This window comes from Flavobacterium sp. CFBP9031, assembly GCF_034044945.1.
Taxonomy (GTDB): Bacteria; Bacteroidota; Bacteroidia; order Flavobacteriales; family Flavobacteriaceae; genus Flavobacterium.
Genome location: NZ_JAXCWF010000007.1, coordinates 107501 through 125954 on the forward strand (window position 1 = coordinate 107501; position 18454 = coordinate 125954).

Genomic DNA, 18454 nt, shown 5'->3' on the forward strand with positions numbered 1-18454 from the left:
CTTTGCGTTTTTAATAGGTTTGCAGAGATAAAAAACTTTGCGTGCTTTGCGGTTAAAAAAGAGAATCACTTGACATTCTTAATTTCACCATTTTTCAAATCAACTGTAAAATGATCTGCTGGAACTTCGTGCATAAATTTATTGAAGATGATTAGGAATAACTTCATCTGTTTTTGGAGCGGAGTGTCTTTTGAAAGATCAGCTTTGGAACCTTCTAAAAATAAATCAGACAAAACTTTATATTCTTTTGCTCTTTGAATTCCAACATCAGCCAAAGCCAATTCATCTGCACTTCTAAAACGATAAAAATCTACTAGAAGATCATAACCCGTCCAATTAAAGTTTTCTTTTTTGAGTTTATTCTGAGTTAGGATTTTTTCTGATTTAGCTTCAGCTTCTTTCCATTGTTCTTGAAACTGCTCTTTATTTTTTAGTATAAAATCAAAATCTTGATCGGATTGCATATTGGCTAAAACCAGTAAATCTTTTGCAGAAACATTCAATATAAAATCTTTGAAAGCGTTAGGCCAATCGTCTTTTAAGAAACGAAGTCGAACTAATTCTTTTAAATGAAAATCGGTAAAATCATGATAGTTTTTCGTTTTTAAAATATCAATATTCCAAATGTCTTGCATGTTCTGACTTTCCAAAAACTGATATTCCATTTTGTATAAATCAAAAAGTTCGTTGTACCTCGGAACATTATCAATAGTAATGGTTTGAATATCTACGAGATTATCTTTTTTGAAACTCAATAATTTATAAGCAGGAATGTAGGCTGCAAGCGATGGAGTCTGAATGTTAACCAAAGTATTTCCTTTTGCTGAAGTTCGAACTCCCGTATCGTTGATATGCATATGACCTCCAAAATGAATCTTCAATCCCGCATCTGCAAAAACTTGTGCTACTTCTTCGACAGGAACTCGGTTTAATTGCCATTTGTTTGGACCAAGCAATTCTTTTATTTCTGCAGAAGCGTCATCATTAAAATCAATCATTGGAAAATGGCTGAATGCGATTAAAGTTTTTCCTTGTTTTTTGGCTTCCGCTGAAATAGTTTCAACCCATTTTATAAGATGTCTTTTGTTCGAAAGTACATTGTTATAACCCGTGCTGGCTTCGCTGTAATTCTTAGAGTCTTTCTCTGCAGAAGCATTTTTCTTTGGGATATAAACATTTCCGTCAATGGCCATCAGCCAAAGTCCGTCTATAGGCTCTACGACATAACTAACATCTGGAACTTCATAACCAGGTGCTACTTCGTATACGCGATTTGCCAATTTGGCGCTTTCTAGAGCTTTTTCGAATGTATAATTCTTGCTTGAATAGGTAGAAAATGGTATTGCCCAGAATTTGTATTTTTTATTTGGATGAAAACCAAAATCATGAAGCTGATCTGTAATTCCTAAATAACCCATTTTAGCAATATCGGCGGTAACAACTACTGGCTGTTCGGTGTTTAAATTGGGCTTATAAAGGCCGTCTTTGCTAAAAATGGGCTGACTTTTACCATCATTGCCTAAGAAATCTTCTTTTCCAGATTCTTGAGCAAATGGCCCAACCGGATCGTGATTTCCTGTGGTGATGAAGAATTCTATTCCGTACTTTTTGGTGTATTGTTCTAATATTTTGGCTAATCCGCGAACGTGAATTGGCTGTCCGTCATCGGTATAATCTCCAGGAAGTGCGACGTATTTGATTTTGCGCTTAGCGATATCTTCTAAAGCGGCTATAAAGGCGAAATAATTTTCATTGAATATTCGAGTAGAATGTAGCTGAGATGACATCGTTCGCACCAAAACATATTCTCCCGTTTTCGGATTTATAACGCCTTTATAATCTGAATCTGAAAATCTTCCGAATAAATCCTGTAGATGGACATCAGATAAAAATGCGATTTGTGTTCCGTTGAGGTTTTTTACTTTTTGTGCGGATGCTACGTTATTGAAAAAAACTAGGAGCGAGATTATGTATAATATTATAAATTTTGAATTCATAGGTTTTGTTTTTTTTACCGCAAAGAGCGCAAAGAGTTACGCAAAGTTCGCTAAGATTTTTAAGCATGATTTATAAAAATCGAAGAACACAAAGCTTTGCGAACTTTGCGTTTCTAAACGCAATCTTAAATAAAAAATCTTAGCGCTCTTTGCGGTTAAAATTATTATTATTTCAATTTTCAGGTTTCCCGTTCCAGAAATAACTTGAAACTTGAAACCTGAAACCTGAAACAAAAAAAAACTATTTTCCAGTAACAGGATTATTTCTAACATAACTTCCATCATCGTATTTAATTTGGTACGGTGAATTGAAGAAAGTGCTTGGAAGATAATAATCGGTTGTGATTATTTGTGCGCCTGATTTTTTAGCTGCTTCAAAATGCGAATAATCGTTGGCACGCGCTTCTTTGGTGTCAGAATCTGCTCTTGTTCTTATTAAATATCCTTTTTTAACTAAATCTTCAATCTGCGGATCTTCAGAATTATTTCTGAATAATGTTGCGGCTTCTGGTTTTCCGGGTTCGGCGTTAATGAAAACGGCGCGTCCCTTAAGGGACGGATGATTCAATGCGTACAAATCTCTTTTTGCGCCGTTATTATCTAATAGGAATAAAAATCGTCCTTTGGCTTCTTTTAAAGTTGGCCAGTTGTCATGCAAAACGGCTTCTTCGAGTGTTTTGTATTTTCCTCGCACCATATCTGGCGTAATCAATTTGTCTTTTCCTAATTCTTTTCGAATTACTTTATCCATTTCATCAAAAACGGATGCAGTGAAATCTTCTGGTTTTGTTCCGAAGAAATTAGCATCGCCGTCTTTTGGCTCTAAAGTGATAAAAACGGGAATATGATTTGGATTGGCATCAGACCATTTTTTTAGTTCCTGCAAACAGATTTCAAAAGTGTAGCAAGAAGTTTTAAAATCGATATCCGGCATGTGGAAAACTTTAAAACCCGGTTTTTTCATTAATCCATCTGGGTCGTAAGCTTCTTCAGATTTTGCGATATCTAAACCTTTCGGATGAGTATATTTTCCGCCTTTCGCGTCAGCAAAAATATCAATTTCCAGATTGCGTAGACCTTTGTTTAATTGATCTGTAATACTGATGTGAGTATATTGTAAACCCTTAAGCGAACGAGAAGTGTCTCGTGCCTGAATAGTATTGTATAAGTCCGTTTCGATCGCGTGACGGTAACTGTTATGCGATCCGATAACTTGAAGCTGGTTCATTTTCAGATTGTCGTTTTGGGCCTGAACGCTTAAAGCTCCTGCTAATAATAAAGTGAACAAAAATGGTTTCATAATTCTAAAATGTAATTGATACTGTTGATTGGGACGCATCAAAAGAAAATTGCATTTTTTGAAAGGGACTAAGTTAAAAGCTGCTATTGGTTTCTATGTTAGATTAAAAAAAAGAAATCGCAAAGACATTTCTATTTCTGTCTTGAAAAAGTAGTATTAATACAACAAACGTGTTTATTTATTAATTTAAAGATAACCTTGACGCAAAAAGCATTGGCTTTTCATTTTATTATTTTACGATATTAAAAAGCCTGTAATTATAATATGAATAATCCTGAAATTTTTGAACAAACGTATAATCAATATTGGAAAAAGCTCAATGCGTTTTCTTATACGATGACTCAGGATAAAGACTTGGCGCAGAACATCGTTCAAGATGTTTTTGTGGATTTATGGGAAAGAAAAGAAGAGCTGAATATTAATGCGATTGAACCTTTTTTGTTTCGCGCGGTTAAGAATCAGGTTTTCAAACATTATCAGAACAATCGTTTTGATAAGACGATTCTGGAAGAAAAATTCGAAGACTACATTATTGACAATTTTTCGACAATTGATCCAGAAGTGATGGATCTGCTTTATGCTGCATTAGATAAACTTCCGGAGAAAAGAAAAGAAGTTTTGCTGATGTATAAATTTCAAGACATGACAATCGATCAGATTGCAGAGGAGCTTGGAATTTCGAAACAAACCGTAAAAAATCAGATTTCATCTGCGGTAAAACAACTTCGCGAAGGCTTAAAAGACTTGGCTTGGCTGGCGCCATTCATTATTTTCAATCAAAAATTTTAAAATAACTTTCGCTTGATGTTTTCATAATATTTGGCGATAGTACGATTTCGAGATTCTGGTACTTATTCATAACAATAAGTATTTATGATAAAAAGAATCAAACATAGTTTAGAGTATTTGCTAGATAAAAGTTCGCGAGGAAAAACTTCATCAGCAGAAGAAAATTTATTACATGATTTTGCTTTCAGCGAATATCAAAAATCAAAGTGGGATAATGATTTTATGGGAAATCCAGAAATCGAATCTCAAAACATGTACGATGAAATTCAGTTAAGAATTGGAAAGAAGAAATCTTTCCGTCCTTATTTAAAATATATAGCTGCTGCCAGCATTCTTTTTCTGCTTGGTTTAGGATTTTTCTTGAGACCAAATGTTTTAAACCAAAAACAAATCACATTTAAAACGTCATCGATTCCCAAATCTATCCAATTAAGTGACGGTTCGAAAATTTATCTGGCAGCAAACTCATCATTTCAGTATCCTGAAAAATTTGTAGGCGATCAAAGAACAGTTTCTTTAGTAAAAGGAAACGCGTTTTTTGAAGTCGCCAAAGACAAAAAACATCCTTTCATTATTCATTCTGGCGAAATACAGACAAGAGTTGTGGGAACTTCATTTCACATTCAATTATCAAAATTAAACTGTAAGGTAATTGTAGTAACCGGAAAAGTAAATGTGTCTGGAAAAGGGCAGAGTGTTGATTTAGTACCGAATCAGGAAGCTTTATTTGAAGGTAAAAAATTAACCAAACAATTGGCCGATAAAGCATTTTTGGTGAATTGGTATAATGAAGATGTTACGTTAGATCAAACTACTTTAAAACAAGTAATCACCATTTTACAATATAAATACGGAGTTTCATTTGAGTATAATAATAAACACGTATTAGCAATGCCGTTAACGGTATTCATTAAGAAGGACGCGACATTAGAAAATGTTTTGGAACAAATAAATTATATCACAAACCTAAAATTCAAAGTCTATGGCGAAATAGTAAAAGTGGATTAAAAACAAAAAAGCAGTTGCGGGAACAACTGCCATTAATAAATTAAGCATCGTAAAAACAATTACTTAAATCATGTATTTTAAACCTTCTTATTTAAATCTAAAGAGTTTTGTCTTTTTAGTTCTAGCTTTACTTGCCTTTCAGAGCGGTTATAGTAAAACTTTATTAAAAGAGTCAAAAATAGCAAATAAAATAGAAAAAGCGACTCTTGTCTCTATTTTTTCAAAATTAACAAAGCAGACCGACTACAAATTTAGTTACGGACAAGCCATAATTGCTGATAATACGGCTTATACAGTAAATTTTAATTCAGAGTCTATTACGGCGATTTTGAATGACCTTTCTAAAAAAGCCAATTTCAATTATAACATTAATGGTAAATTAATTTTAATTCAAAAAACAGCTGAGCCAAAAGCAGTAAATACCAAAGCAATTGAGAGAATTAAAATAAAAGGAAAAGTCGTTGACGAAAATAAATTGCCTATTCCTGGAGCATCTGTAATAGAAACGAGCACTTCAAACTCAACAGTGACGGATTTTGACGGTGTTTTTGAACTTACTGTTGGAGAAGGAAAAACAATCGATATTTCGTATGTAGGATATAAATCTAAAACGGTTCCTGCACAGAGTGGTTTTATGACGATTCAGTTAGAGCCAGCTACTGCAGAATTAAATGAAGTTTTGGTTGTTGGTTACGGAAAACAATCTAAAAAAGACGTTACGGGAGCAGTTACACAATTGGAAGCGGCTAACTTTAAACAAGGAGTAAGCATTTCGCCAGATAATTTAATTCAAGGAAAAGTTGCGGGTGTTCGTGTGGTTAGTACAAGCGGTGAGCCAGGAGCAGGAGTAAACGTAACCATTAGAGGTGTTGGATCTATTAGAAGCGGAAGTACGCCTTTGTTTGTTGTTGACGGAATTCCATTGTCTAATGACGATGTGAGCCCATCTGGAACGAATGTTGGTTTTGGTAGTTCGCAAGCTAAAAACCCTTTAAACTTTTTGAATAATAGTGATATCGAATCGATTACAGTTTTGAAAGATGCATCTGCTTCTGCAATTTATGGAGCAAGAGGGTCTAACGGAGTTGTTTTGGTAACGACTAAAAAAGGAGCAAAAGGAGATGGAACTCTAACTTTTGATTCGTCTTTAGGAATTTCTACTGTAGCAAACAAATTGGATGTTTTGAGTGCAGGACAATACAGAAATGCAATTAAAGATAAAGCTTTTGACCATGGCGGTAATACAGATTGGCAAGATGTTATTTTTAGAGAAGCTATTACAAAAAGCAATTCGCTAGCATTTTCTAAACAGACAGAATCAGGAAATTACTATGCTTCTGTATCACAATTAGATCAAGAAGGTATTATTAGAAATAGCAATTTTAAGCGTTTGACAGGAAGAATTAATGCTGCTGAGTCATTTCTAGACAATAAACGTTTAAAATTAAAATTTAATCTTACGGCTAGTGAAACCAAAGACGATGGCGTTCCTACAAGTGATGACGGAGGTTCTAACGGACAATTGTTGGTACATACCTTAATGGCAAACCCAACTAGATCGGTTTTTGATGCAAATGGAAATTATACCAATTTTAATATGAATGCGCATTACAATCCAGCGTATTTATTAAGCATTTATACCGATCAGACTCGTACTTTGAGAGTTTTAGGAAATTTTGAAACTTCTTTTAGAATCGTGAACGGATTAGAGTATAAATTGAATCTTGGTATCGATCGTTCGATGTCAGAGAGAAATACTACTATTTTTCCAAACTTAACAGATTTGAATCCGAAAGGGAAATATGTTCAGAATAATTTAGATTCTAAAAACTCTTTGGTAGAGCATTATCTGACGTACAATTTAAATTTGGATAAGCATAAAATAGAAGCTTTAGGAGGTTTTTCATATCAGAAATTTGAAAGATCGGGAACAAGTTTCAGTATCGACGGAATTTCAAACCAAGGTGAAGGCGTTCCTCCTTCAATAAATCCAGGTTTTAAAGGTACGCAATCTGGAACAACAGGTTATGCGCAGGAAAATGAGTTACAGTCTTATTTTGGAAGATTGAATTATGGTTTTGATAACAGATATCTTTTAACAGCTTCTATGAGAGGTGACGGATCAACTCGTTTTGGTAAAAACAACAAATATGGTTATTTCCCATCATTTGCCTTAGGATGGAATATTGCTAACGAAAGTTTCTTAAAAGAATCTTCTACTTTAAACAACTTAAAACTTAGAGCGAGTTGGGGACAGACAGGAAACCAAGAAGTTGAAAATAAAATTACGCAGGCAAGTTATTCATTGTCTGGAGCTGATGGATATTATTTATATGACGATTTAAATCTAGTAAACGGAGTTTCGGTAAATAGAACACCAAATCCTGATTTGAAATGGGAGGTTGTGACGCAATTTAACGTAGGTTTAGATTTCAATTTATGGAATGACAAATTGTACGGAACGTTAGATTATTTCAATAAAACAACTACAGATGCTATTTTGAATGTTCCTTCTCAAGCTTTGAGTCCAACCACTACAATCTGGACCAATATTGACGGTAAAATTATCAATAAAGGTATCGAGTTTATGTTGGGGTCAAAAATAGTAGATACTAAGAATTTTTCTTGGAACATTGACATGAACGGTGCAACATTAAATAACAAAATTGAAGATCTTCCAGTTTCAGAAATCTTAACGGGAACAATTTCAGGACCTGGACAATCTGGAGTAAATGCAAATATTTATAAAAGCGGATATGCAGCGGGATCATTCTATTTGTTGGAACACATTGGTTTTGATGCAAATGGAGGGAATATCTTTAAAGATCAAAACGGAGACGGTGTAATTGATAATAGTGATAGAGTTATTATTGAAGGAGCACTTCCAACTTTCTACTACGGATTTAATAGTGATATGAGATATAAAAACTTTACGTTTTCTTTCTCTATCATCGGGCAAACAGGTGGTTATTTATTAAATAATACAGGTTTAAATGCATTAAACATAAACAATTTAGCATCAGACCGTAACGTGGCAACAGGTTATTATGAGTCTGGAGCAAATGCTGCAAACTCACCAATTTTGTCAACTCTTTTCTTAGAAAAATCAGATTTTATTAGATTAAATACAGCTCGTATTGGTTACAATTTTGACTTGAAAGGATTAAACTGGATCAACGGATTAACGCTTTACATAACAGGTCAGAACTTAATTACGATTACAAACTATACAGGTTACGATCCGTTAATTAACAGTCCGAAATCAAACGGAGGAAATCAATCTATTGGTATCGATTATGCAAGTTATCCAACTTCTAGAACATTCAGTTTTGGAGCAACTTTAAAACTATAATTATTATGAAGACAAATACAATTTTTAATATAAAAACATTAGCAATATTTTCTTTTATATGGCTTTTTGCAAGCTGTACCAACCTTGACGAAGTTGTTTTGGATGAGGTTTTAGGAGAAGATGCTTCAAACCCTGCCGGAGCTCTTGCAGCTGCTTACGACCGTTTGGGAGACGGAACTTTTGTAGATCACGGAGGTATTTTTTCTTTGCAGGAATATACGACAGACGAAGCAATTTTGCCAACACGAGGAAGTGATTGGGGAGATGGCGGAAAATGGAGAGATATGCATGAGTTTACATGGAAATCGGATAATGCTGTTGTAGTGGATAACTGGAATAAATTGACAAACGGAATTACACGTTCGTTAACTGCAATTCAATCAGTTGAAGAAAGTTCAATTCCCGAGAAAAAATTGTTTTTAGCGGAAGCGAAAGGTCTTTTAGCGTATTATTTGTACACCACATTAGATTTGTACGGACAAGCGCCTTACAGAGATCCGATGAACCCAAATGCGCCTTTACAGATTTTAAAAGCCGATACGCAAATCGATCAATTGATAAAAGATGTTGAAGCTCTTCTGCCAGATTTAGCAGAAATGGGAACACAGCAAACACATCACGGAAGATTTACAAGAGAAGCAGCTTATGGATTCTTAGCAACTATGTATTTGAATCGTGCGGTTTTTAAAGATCGTTTCAATGCATCTTCAAGCTTTAATTTTACTGAAGCTGCGGCAACCGGTACAGGAACAGATATGGATCGTGTAATTTATTATACTTCACTATTGATTGATTCTGGAAAGTATTCTTTAGAAAGTGATTATTTTAAAAACTTCGCAAGAGACAATGATAAAGGAAAAGAGTTGATTTTTGCTATTTCTCAGAAGATAGATTACATCAGAAACGGTTCTAACAGTTTTGCTTATGTATGTATGGAGCGTAACCAGAGAACATCTGCAGCCAATAGAGGAACAAATGCGGCTTGTACAACTCCTGAGTTTTTTGCAACATGGAATGGAAATCATGATGATCCGAGATTTCAACAGAAATACCAATATTCTGACGGAACTTGGTTTAAAAACGACGGAACAGATGTAAGCGTTCCAGCAACAGATATTGTTCCTAAAAGTGCTAATTTACCTTGGTTCCACTTTAATAGAGGAATTGAATTTGGACCGCAATACGGACCAATCTTATTATCGTCTGGTTCTTTAGAAATGGTTAACGGACGCATTAAAGTTTCTCCGTTATACATGGAAAAAAGTACAACAACAAGAATGGATTTTACGCCTTCGTTAACTTTCAAAAATCCAGCTCAGGCAGTTTTTGCTCAGAACGAGATCAATCAAGGAGCACGTATTTTTAAATATGAATTTGATCCAGAAGGAGGAAACGGAAACAGTAATGTTGATATTCCTTTATTCCGTTTAGGAGGAATTTATACCATGAGAGCCGAAGCTTATTTCAGAAAAGGAAATACGGGTCAGGCAATGGATGATTTAAACAAATTGCGTACAAGCAGAAAAAGAGAATCTCTATACGGAAGCACACCAGGAAAAGCTTTGACTGCAATCGATCAGACTGTTTTATATAACGAAATTGGTTTCGAATTATACTGGGAATTATACAGAAGACCACAAATGATCCGTTTCGGGAAATTTGATCTTCCAGGAACAGCAAAACCAGCTTCAGAACCATACAGAAGAGTTTTCCCAATTCCGCAGTCCACTATCGACGTAACTAAGGAATTCAAACAAAATCAAGGATACAATTAAGTTTGTGTGTTAGTTTATTTTTTTATTTTTTTTCAAAAAGCCTGCTTCAAAAAAGCAGGCTTTTTCTTTTAAAGACGCTAAGGTTCTGAGATACTAAGATGCTAAGTTTTTTTTAAATCTAGAGATGCACTGCAGTGCATCGAACATAAAGTATATAAATCTTAGCATCTTAGTATCTCAGAACCTTAGCATCTTAAAAAAATATAATAAACGAATAGTTAAATGTAAGTGTTATCTGATTGATAATGAGTATATTTGAGTATGTGTTGAACATTCTTAAAATGTTTAAAAATGAACAGTATAAAATAACTCAAAAAGAATAAAAATCATGATACATCAAATTGATACCACAGATAATATTGTTGCCTTTAGAGCATTGGCAGAAGTAACAAAAGAAGATTTTTTGACTACAGTAACTCCAGCGGTTGAGCATTTGGTAAAACAAGTCAATGAAATTAATTTTTTATTGGTCTTAGATACAGACATTAAAAATTTTACACCAGGCGCATGGCTAGAAGATGGGCTTTTGGGACTTAAGCATTTAGGAAAATGGAATAGAGCTGCAATTGTTACCGATACAGAAGAAATTATCTCCTTTACAAACGGATTTAGCTATATTGTTCCAGGTGAATTTCGTGGTTATAAAAAGGCTGATTTTAATAAAGCATTAAATTGGGTTGAAGGCAATATTTCTTAATTCAATCTAATCAAAAATAGAAAGAGCGCTTATAAAGTAATAAGCGCTCTTTTTTATGATAGTTTATTTAAACGTTTAATGATTGTATTCGATACCGCTGCTTGCCTGCGCATCAATTTTTTCTTTAGATACCTGACTGTATTTTTTATAACAAGCCGATGCTAAAATTGGTAACGCAAGACCGCCTACAACAGCGCCTACTTTTTTATGTCCCGTTTGCTTTAAAACTGCCGCTGCAACAAGAGCACCGACACCAGCACAAACCATTTGTTTTACTGACAGATTTAACGGTTTACTTTCAGGTTTAATTCCGTGTAATAATGGGTCTATAAAATTCAAATTCTCCATAATGCCAATTAATTTTAATTATACTTATTTGTTATTTTTTAATTTTCAATTTTTACTGTTTTCAGTATCAGTTTCACTTTCAATTTTCTCAATTTCGACCTTTTCCTTTTTTATAGCTTGGCGCAATAGAGCAAAAAGACTCATATAAACATTTGCCATAAAAACTAGAGAAAACCCTGCCAAAATATATCCTCTCCAATCATTTAACAAAAGTTTATAATCGCAAATAATCAGAAAGGCAATTGTAACATAATGGCTAAAGCAATATTCACAGGTGAGAAGATAGAAAAACTTTCTTGACAGTATAAATTTGTCATTTTTAGAATGTCTGACACACCATTCATGCGGTTCTCTAAAAATCTCTTCATGTGTGACAGTCCAGCTGATGCAGGCAATCGGAATTGCTAATACAAAAAGCCAGACAATTTGAACTGCTATAGACATAAATTAATGCTTTACAATTTACGATAATTTTTGCTATTCTCTAGGATGGTTTTCAGGATAATGTTCGGCGTCAAAATCATTCAATTCTTCATCCTTATCCAAATCTTCCTCTTTTTCACGATTATTTTCGTAATCTAAATCAGGATCATATTCATCGTTTAAGTCGTCTTCTGTACCGTCATTTGTAATGGCATCATCTTCGTTGATGATTCTTTCCTCATTCGGAATGTTTTCTGAACGAATAGTAGTATTGGGTTCAAAATCGCCTTTTAGATGCGTAGGATCTTCAATAAACTCTTCCTGATATTGATACGGATCTTCATCTCGTGCATAATTATCATTATCAACTAGCGTATTTTGTTCGTAATGATCGGGATCGCTTTCGCCAAATTCTCGTTCATCATGTTTCAGAACTTGTTTAAATTCATCTTCATTAGAATAAGAACCATCTACAAGTGTGTTTTGTTCGATATAATCAGGATCAAATTGACCATAATCATGGTTATGTTGCTTTTCCATAATAGTGTTTTTTTGATTTGTTATTTATTTCCAATATTGAATCTTCACGATGAAGACCTTCCTAAATCTTTTACAGTTTTCACTGTAATCCGTGTCTGTAGCTTTTCTTTAAATAACCTATTTTCGGCTTTTAATTTTTTCTGGCTTGTACTTTTATAAAGTCACTAAGAAAAGCTGTATTTACAAAATTACCCTGTAAATAGATCAAAAACCTTATAGAAAAAAACATTATAGTTGCATAATTAACAGTTATTTATATTATAAATGTTGTAAGAAATTATGTAAGGCACTTGTGTTTAAACAATCTACATTTGAAATGAGATTAATGTGCAATTAAATTTAAATCAATATGGCATCAGATAAGGTAACAGCATGTTGTAAGGCTTTAATAGAAAAGAATTTAACAATAGCATTTGCAGAAAGCGCTTCGGCAGGAAAAATGTGTTATGAATTTTCCACAGTTTTTAATTCCGGAAGAATTCTTATAGGAGGAATGGTTTGTTATCATTCGTCTATGAAAGAAGATTTGCTTCATATTCCGTGGGGAACAATTGAACAATATAGTGCCGAATCTGCAGAAGTTACCAAGTTAATGGCTCAGAACTTTTACCGTTACATTAATTCGGATATCTGTGTGGGTTTAACGGGATTAACTACACCTGGCGGAAGCGAAAGCGAGTCTAAACCTGTTGGAACTATTTTTATCCATATCATTTTTGGCGAAATACAAATTGCCAAACGTTTTGAGTTTAAAGGAAATCCAGAAGAGATTATTAATCAGGCAATAGATGTTGTAGCCGATTTGATTTTGAGGGAAATTTAATAAACCAATCAAACGTCCCTACGGGACGACAACTAATTAAACATTTTTTTTTCTACCGATGAGATGTTCCTAGCGGAACATTTTTTTTATGATAATGGATTGAAATTTTTAAAATTTCTTGATTTATAAGATTCGAAGAATGTTCCTTACGGAACATTTTTTAGTCTTAAACTAACACTCATATGACTTTTAGTAGCTATCCGAAAAAATAGAATGTTTAAAATTTATATCACTAAGAGAAAAAATGTTCCGCTAGGAACATCTCATCGGTAGAACTTTTAATGATGGATTATTTTTTTCGTTCCGTAGGAACGTTTGGTTGGTTATGGCAAATACATACACACAATTGCATATACAATTTGTATTTGCAGTAAAATACAGAAAAGCATTAATTGCAAAAGATTGGAAAGACAAATTACATCAATATATTACGGGTATAATTCAAGCCAATAATCATAAAATGTTATGCATTAATAGTATGCCAGATCATATGCATATTTTTATAGGAATGCGTCCTACACAATCCATTTCCATGCTAGTCCAAAATATAAAAACAGAAACTAGCAAATGGATTAAAGATGAAAAATTGGTTGCTGATTTCTCATGGCAAGAAGGGTATGGCGCTTTTTCATATTCAAGAAGCCATGTGCCGAATGTCATTCGGTACATTCAAAATCAAGAACAGCATCATAAAAAAGAAACATTTTTAGAAGAATACCAGAAACAGCTGAAAGCTTTTGAAGTAGAATTTGATAATCAATACATTTTTAAAGAACCAATTTTATAACGTCAAACGAACGTTCAGATGAGGTGACCCAAAACGCGCATGTTTGTATATATTACGACCCATATGTTCCATCGGAACATTTCATCGGTAGAAAATTAACAATCATTCATTTTTTACGTTCCGTAGGAACGTTTGATAAATTGAGATTAATTTAAAATGATAATCAATCAAACGTCCCTACGGGACGAAACGAACCATCTATTTATTTTTTTTTCTACCAACCAAATGTTCCGATGGAACATGATTTCAATATTCTTTTATTTATTTTTTAATATATAACGAACCATTTTTAATTGTCTTTTTATCCAACAAATCTTGTTGATATAATTTCTCTAGAATAGACGTAGCTTCAGAAGTCGATTTATCTAAAATTACAGCATACTCTTTTGGAGCTAATGTTGGGAAAATTTCAAACAAATCTAGTGGAGTTTCATTTTTAATGGTTTTCTTTTTTGCATCAGGAAATAATGCTAATAAAGCATTTTCATAAGAGGCATAAGGTTTAGAACCGTAAACCGTTAATTGGTTATTATCAGCATCGGCTAAAAATAAGGTTGGGAAACCTCGTACTCCAAGCGTTTTGGCTAAATTTAAATCTTCTTGAAAAAGCTTTTTGGCTTCTCCTTCATAATCGGTTTTTAGTTTTTGAACATCCAAACCAGCAATTTTTGCTGCTTCTGCTATGTTTTCCCATTTGGCGATGTTCTTTTTATCGATATAAAGCTTTTCGCGAAGAATACGCATAAAAGAAACCGCTTTTGTTTTACTCTGCATTTGAGCCGCTTTCATAGCAATGCAAGAAGGATAAGAAGAATCTAACGGGTCTTCAATCCAAACATTTCCGTCAATGGGCATTTCGTAATATAAACTCGCTTCATTCCAATGATGTGCAACGTCAGAAGGTTTGCTTATTCCGCCACTGTTATAACTCCAATCGGGTAATAAGCCGCCCATTCGGTAATCAATTTCAAAATAATCGCCATATTCAAGTTTTAATTTTCTAAGCTGAGGTTCAATTCCCCAGCAAGAAGAACAAATAGGATCGGTATAATAAATAATTTTTACAGGTTTATTTTCCGTTGGAATAGCCGTTTTTTCATTCGATTTTTCGCCAACAGGCATCTCGCACATTCCGCTAACAGGATCACACAGTAGCGGATTTGTTTTGTCTTCACTCATTTTTGAATTTGTTTGTGACTGGCAGCTGGCACTGCAAATCAAGATTAATAGTAGCGACAGTATTTTCATAGAAATTTTTAAAATGACTCCCGAGTTTTTTAACTTACTGCAAAGTTCAGCCGAATATCATCGCCAGTCAATTAGTCAAAAAAAAGTGACTAGAAAAAAAACAATTTTTACGAATTGTCTATTCTTCTAAAAAAAATAAACTTCTAGTATTAAGTAGTTGCAATCTTACACTGTTTTTGTGTATTTTCACATTTGATTAAATCTACAGCCAAAATGAATTACATTCAAAAAATTAAACGCCTCTTCAATTTGTCTGAAAATGAAAACTACGGATTTTCAGAAAATCAAATCCTCGATCTTGAGAAAACATTAGAGATTAAACTTCCTTTAAAACTCAAAGAATACTATTTGGAATTAGGGAAAGAAGAAAATCTTAATTACAGTTTTAACAGACTTTTGAAACCTGAAAATGAAATCGGATTTTCAGATGATAATTTTCTGGTTTTTTACGAAGAAAATCAAAATGTAGCTTTTTGGGGAATTAAAAAGGAAGATTTATCAGAGGAGAATCCTCCAGTTTACGGCAATTACGATACAATCGAAAAATCAGACTGGGAAATTGAAACTGAAACAACGGAGAACTTTTTTCTACTAATGGCAGTTTTCAACGGTACATTGGGCGGACTTCAATTTAATGGAAATCATTTTGGAGAAATTGATTTGGAAATTGTAAAGTTGATTGAAGAAAATTATGCACTTGTTCCTGAAATCAGTAGAGAAAACCAAAAGGTATATACAGATGATTTTTATGCTGTAATCAGTTTGTCATTCGATCAAGAAAAAAATTGTACGGGAGCTTTTATTGGATCAAGCAATCAAGAACGGTTTGATGCCATTCTGGAGAATATTGATATCGATTGGTCATATCTTTCGTATGATGATGAAGATGCTTATGAAGATGATGAAACAGAATAAATATGTGGTTCAGTAAATTTACTTTTTTCGATAAACAATCGGCTTTAACAGAATCAGTTTCAGAAGATTTCTTTACCAAATTATTTTCAAAAGATGAGTTTGACAATTTTCCTGATATCGAGAGTTTGTATCCAAATGGTAGAGATCCAAAATATTTCCCTATTCCTCAACAGCTAAGGCTTCCGAAAGAATATATCGAACTTTTGCAGTATTCAAACGGTGGTGGAATTATAAATGGCGAACGTGAATTTGGCTTTTTTTCGTTAGAAGAAATTCGCCAGATGTATATAAATTACGGATTTCCAATTTGGGCGCCGGCATTTCTTCCAATAGCTTTTAATGGTGGAGGGAAGTTTTATGCTTATGATCTCAGAGAAAACGAGGGTTTCCCGATAATTCTCATTCCTGCTGGAAATCTTGGATATGATGATGACTGTTGGGTGTTTTTAGGAAACTCGCTAGAAGAAATCTTGAATAAAAACACAAATGTAGAAGATGAGCTGGATGTGCTTTATCCTGAAAAAGAACTATCAGAAAATGAGATTCGATACAGAGAACTCCGCCTTGAATTAAAGGAACTAGAAGACAATAAATCAAAAGGAAAAATGGATTTAAAAACTTTTCTGCTTTCGAAAAAACGAATCGAAACGGATTTAAAGAAATTATAAGAAAAACGAATAAAATATAATGAGAGAATTAAACTATTTAGTAAAAATAGATGGCAACGAAGCGCTTTTAGAAAAATTCATTGAAGCGATTGATAACAATACAGTTACAATTGATAAATCGTATCCAAATCCTTATGTATTAGATTCGGGTGAAAAATTTCTATTATCATCCATAATTGAATATTTTTTCCAGACCAGACCTTTCTCAAAAGAATTTTATATTTCATTTGTCGAAAAACTTAGAAAACTTACTGGATTTGATAGTTATCGTTATACATTAGGATTGCAAGCAGACGAATTGGTTTTTAATAGTTTTGAAAGAGTAAAAAAAGGCAAATACAAGATTTTTATACCCAAAACAACAGAAGAGATTCCAGAAGCCATATTGACGGAAGTGCAAAAAGAGCTTTTAAGTTTTATATGCTATATTGCCGTTTCTCATATTAAATACGGACCAAGTTATGCCACAGTTACTGTAAACGAATATTTTGATGTTGTAACAGAATTGGGGTCTGACGAAGTAGCTCAATTAAAGAAAAACGGAACAGGAAAGCTTCCAAAAGAACTTACAGAATTTAAAGACAAAGATTTAACAGCTAAAGCCAATGATGTTTTTGCAACAATCAATATAAAACTGATTACAGAAACAGAAGAAAGTTATAGAAAAGCATTACACTTTGTAAATAATCTTTTGAAGACGGATTTTCCTAAAAGCTATGAAATCGCATTTTCATCTAAAAACAAAGAGTTGCTTGCAATAAAAGGGCTTCCAAAATGTGGGCAGAACTATCTTTTTGCTGGAGCTGTTCAATATTCGAACCTTCACAAGGATATTTTAGAATATATTAATCTGGCTAAAAAAGAATACGAATGGTACAACAATCTTGAAGACGAGAATTGTGCGATGCCATCGACTTTTGCTGTTTTTGCTTTAGGATTACAAAAAGAAAAATATTTTGATACGCTAATTGAGTATTATAAAACAGTAGATGGCGAACATCAGTCTCTTCAGGTCAAATTTACGCCTGTATTTTTGGAGAAGTTCGGCATAACCGAAAAATCTATAAAAGTCTTTATCAATGCTGTTTTATCCATGCAGGAACATCCGCATAATAAGACTTTCATTTCTCATTTTTCAAATGAGAATAGCTTGAAATTATTGTTGGATAGCAAGGAGAATTTCATTTCGTATTATTTTACTGAAGAAGATTTAAATGAATATTCAAATAGTGGAGATAATCCTCAGGAAATGGCAGATTATTGTTGGGAAAGCATTATGTATACGATTTTTGGGCAAAGTAAAGATTTTGCTAAAATTGCCAGACAATTATCAGACGAACAAAAAATACTATTTGAAAAGTTGTTTTAAATAATTTCAGTAGTTTATAACCTGAGATCAAACGAAAAAGTAGTTAGAAATATTTGCAGTATAGATATAATACTCAAAAAGGAAATAAGATTAATATGAAAATGTACATTTTAGTAAAACAGGACGTTCCAGACAAATTGGTTCCGGTAATAACTGCCCACGCATCTTTGGCTTGTTTTAGAAAATTTGAGCAAAACGAAAATATGCAGAAATGGGTAAACGGAATATTTAAAAAAGTGGTCTGCGTGGTTTCTGAAACAGAATTTATAAATGCAGGAAAAGAACCGGACCATATTATTTTAACCGAGTCGGCATTAGATAACCGAGAAGTTTGTATAGCATTTGTACCACGGGAAGAATACTCTAAAATATTTAAATTTTTTAGAATGTGGACACCTCAAGATAATTTGTAATT

General features: G+C 33.4%; 17 protein-coding genes. 11 read left to right on the top strand and 6 right to left on the bottom strand.

All coding sequences use genetic code 11. From position 1 onward, the window contains the following. Positions 1-65: 65 nt before the first annotated feature. A complete protein-coding gene (locus SOM12_RS13335) occupies positions 66-1997 on the bottom strand; it encodes a metallophosphoesterase (protein WP_320493769.1) in 1932 nt (643 codons plus the stop codon). A 241-nt stretch (positions 1998-2238) separates the two neighbouring features. Beyond that, a complete protein-coding gene (locus SOM12_RS13340; protein ID WP_320493770.1) occupies positions 2239-3297 on the bottom strand; it encodes a phosphatidylinositol-specific phospholipase C1-like protein in 1059 nt (352 codons plus the stop codon). 264 nt (positions 3298-3561) lie between these two features. On the opposite strand from SOM12_RS13340, the gene SOM12_RS13345 reads away from it, so the two are divergent. The 5 genes from SOM12_RS13345 to SOM12_RS13365 all read left to right on the top strand — a co-directional run bounded on the left by SOM12_RS13345 (position 3562) and on the right by SOM12_RS13365 (position 10918). Beyond that, entirely contained in the window at positions 3562-4086 is a 525-nt protein-coding gene (locus SOM12_RS13345; RefSeq protein WP_095930736.1) for an RNA polymerase sigma-70 factor, read from the top strand. Between the two features lie 84 nt (positions 4087-4170). After that, positions 4171-5094: a FecR family protein gene (locus SOM12_RS13350; RefSeq protein WP_320493771.1), complete on the top strand. Its 924-nt coding sequence runs from the start codon at positions 4171-4173 to the stop codon at positions 5092-5094. Between the two features lie 70 nt (positions 5095-5164). Further along, positions 5165-8446, top strand: coding sequence for a SusC/RagA family TonB-linked outer membrane protein (locus SOM12_RS13355; RefSeq protein ID WP_320493772.1), 3282 nt, complete (start codon positions 5165-5167; stop codon positions 8444-8446). A gap of 5 nt (positions 8447-8451) precedes the next feature. After that, positions 8452-10221, top strand: coding sequence for a RagB/SusD family nutrient uptake outer membrane protein (locus SOM12_RS13360; RefSeq protein ID WP_320493773.1), 1770 nt, complete (start codon positions 8452-8454; stop codon positions 10219-10221). 328 nt (positions 10222-10549) lie between these two features. Next, positions 10550-10918 carry an STAS/SEC14 domain-containing protein gene (locus SOM12_RS13365; RefSeq protein WP_095930732.1) on the top strand — a complete coding sequence of 123 codons (369 nt, stop codon included), beginning with the start codon at positions 10550-10552 and terminating at the stop codon, positions 10916-10918. A gap of 75 nt (positions 10919-10993) precedes the next feature. Here SOM12_RS13365 and SOM12_RS13370 read toward each other — a convergent pair whose 3' ends face one another. The 3 genes from SOM12_RS13370 to SOM12_RS13380 are packed head-to-tail and all read right to left on the bottom strand — an operon-like array spanning position 10994 to position 12229. Beyond that, on the bottom strand, positions 10994-11266 hold the full coding sequence (locus SOM12_RS13370; RefSeq protein ID WP_320493774.1) for a PrgI family protein: 273 nt from the start codon (positions 11264-11266) through the stop codon (positions 10994-10996). 45 nt (positions 11267-11311) lie between these two features. Beyond that, positions 11312-11710: a hypothetical protein gene (locus SOM12_RS13375; protein WP_320493775.1), complete on the bottom strand. Its 399-nt coding sequence runs from the start codon at positions 11708-11710 to the stop codon at positions 11312-11314. A gap of 33 nt (positions 11711-11743) precedes the next feature. Beyond that, positions 11744-12229, bottom strand: coding sequence for a hypothetical protein (locus tag SOM12_RS13380; protein ID WP_320493776.1), 486 nt, complete (start codon positions 12227-12229; stop codon positions 11744-11746). Positions 12230-12578: 349 nt separating this feature from the next. On the opposite strand from SOM12_RS13380, the gene SOM12_RS13385 reads away from it, so the two are divergent. After that, the gene (locus tag SOM12_RS13385; RefSeq protein ID WP_320493777.1) at positions 12579-13052 is read left to right on the top strand and encodes a CinA family protein; all 474 of its coding nucleotides are present in this window, start codon (positions 12579-12581) and stop codon (positions 13050-13052) included. Positions 13053-13377: 325 nt separating this feature from the next. Continuing rightward, positions 13378-13839 carry an IS200/IS605 family transposase gene (gene tnpA, locus SOM12_RS13390; RefSeq protein WP_320493778.1) on the top strand — a complete coding sequence of 154 codons (462 nt, stop codon included), beginning with the start codon at positions 13378-13380 and terminating at the stop codon, positions 13837-13839. Between the two features lie 261 nt (positions 13840-14100). Here the strand turns inward: tnpA and SOM12_RS13395 are convergent, their stop codons facing one another. Next, positions 14101-15018 (bottom strand): DsbA family protein, encoded by a 918-nt coding sequence (locus SOM12_RS13395; RefSeq protein ID WP_320493779.1) that lies wholly within the window; start codon positions 15016-15018, stop codon positions 14101-14103. A 282-nt stretch (positions 15019-15300) separates the two neighbouring features. Here SOM12_RS13395 and SOM12_RS13400 point away from each other — a divergent pair, with 282 nt between their 5' ends. The 4 genes from SOM12_RS13400 to SOM12_RS13415 all read left to right on the top strand — a co-directional run bounded on the left by SOM12_RS13400 (position 15301) and on the right by SOM12_RS13415 (position 18452). Then, positions 15301-16002 (top strand): SMI1/KNR4 family protein, encoded by a 702-nt coding sequence (locus tag SOM12_RS13400; RefSeq protein ID WP_320493780.1) that lies wholly within the window; start codon positions 15301-15303, stop codon positions 16000-16002. 2 nt (positions 16003-16004) lie between these two features. Further along, positions 16005-16670 (top strand): SMI1/KNR4 family protein, encoded by a 666-nt coding sequence (locus SOM12_RS13405; protein WP_095930725.1) that lies wholly within the window; start codon positions 16005-16007, stop codon positions 16668-16670. A 19-nt stretch (positions 16671-16689) separates the two neighbouring features. Next, positions 16690-18039: a DUF6138 family protein gene (locus tag SOM12_RS13410; protein WP_320493781.1), complete on the top strand. Its 1350-nt coding sequence runs from the start codon at positions 16690-16692 to the stop codon at positions 18037-18039. A 101-nt stretch (positions 18040-18140) separates the two neighbouring features. Beyond that, positions 18141-18452, top strand: a complete 312-nt coding sequence (locus SOM12_RS13415; RefSeq protein WP_253251847.1) for a hypothetical protein — start codon at positions 18141-18143, stop codon at positions 18450-18452. Positions 18453-18454 lie beyond the last annotated feature (2 nt).

What these genes read in the sequence shown, in the direction of transcription:
- SOM12_RS13335 (WP_320493769.1), bottom strand. Translation starts at nt 1,997, where the DNA reads ATGAATTCAAAATTTATAATATTATACATAATCTCGCTCCTAGTTTTT.
- SOM12_RS13340 (WP_320493770.1), bottom strand. Translation starts at nt 3,297, where the DNA reads ATGAAACCATTTTTGTTCACTTTATTATTAGCAGGAGCTTTAAGCGTT.
- SOM12_RS13345 (WP_095930736.1), top strand. Translation starts at nt 3,562, where the DNA reads ATGAATAATCCTGAAATTTTTGAACAAACGTATAATCAATATTGGAAA.
- SOM12_RS13350 (WP_320493771.1), top strand. Translation starts at nt 4,171, where the DNA reads ATGATAAAAAGAATCAAACATAGTTTAGAGTATTTGCTAGATAAAAGT.
- SOM12_RS13355 (WP_320493772.1), top strand. Translation starts at nt 5,165, where the DNA reads ATGTATTTTAAACCTTCTTATTTAAATCTAAAGAGTTTTGTCTTTTTA.
- SOM12_RS13360 (WP_320493773.1), top strand. Translation starts at nt 8,452, where the DNA reads ATGAAGACAAATACAATTTTTAATATAAAAACATTAGCAATATTTTCT.
- SOM12_RS13365 (WP_095930732.1), top strand. Translation starts at nt 10,550, where the DNA reads ATGATACATCAAATTGATACCACAGATAATATTGTTGCCTTTAGAGCA.
- SOM12_RS13370 (WP_320493774.1), bottom strand. Translation starts at nt 11,266, where the DNA reads ATGGAGAATTTGAATTTTATAGACCCATTATTACACGGAATTAAACCT.
- SOM12_RS13375 (WP_320493775.1), bottom strand. Translation starts at nt 11,710, where the DNA reads ATGTCTATAGCAGTTCAAATTGTCTGGCTTTTTGTATTAGCAATTCCG.
- SOM12_RS13380 (WP_320493776.1), bottom strand. Translation starts at nt 12,229, where the DNA reads ATGGAAAAGCAACATAACCATGATTATGGTCAATTTGATCCTGATTAT.
- SOM12_RS13385 (WP_320493777.1), top strand. Translation starts at nt 12,579, where the DNA reads ATGGCATCAGATAAGGTAACAGCATGTTGTAAGGCTTTAATAGAAAAG.
- tnpA (WP_320493778.1), top strand. Translation starts at nt 13,378, where the DNA reads ATGGCAAATACATACACACAATTGCATATACAATTTGTATTTGCAGTA.
- SOM12_RS13395 (WP_320493779.1), bottom strand. Translation starts at nt 15,018, where the DNA reads ATGAGTGAAGACAAAACAAATCCGCTACTGTGTGATCCTGTTAGCGGA.
- SOM12_RS13400 (WP_320493780.1), top strand. Translation starts at nt 15,301, where the DNA reads ATGAATTACATTCAAAAAATTAAACGCCTCTTCAATTTGTCTGAAAAT.
- SOM12_RS13405 (WP_095930725.1), top strand. Translation starts at nt 16,005, where the DNA reads ATGTGGTTCAGTAAATTTACTTTTTTCGATAAACAATCGGCTTTAACA.
- SOM12_RS13410 (WP_320493781.1), top strand. Translation starts at nt 16,690, where the DNA reads ATGAGAGAATTAAACTATTTAGTAAAAATAGATGGCAACGAAGCGCTT.
- SOM12_RS13415 (WP_253251847.1), top strand. Translation starts at nt 18,141, where the DNA reads ATGTACATTTTAGTAAAACAGGACGTTCCAGACAAATTGGTTCCGGTA.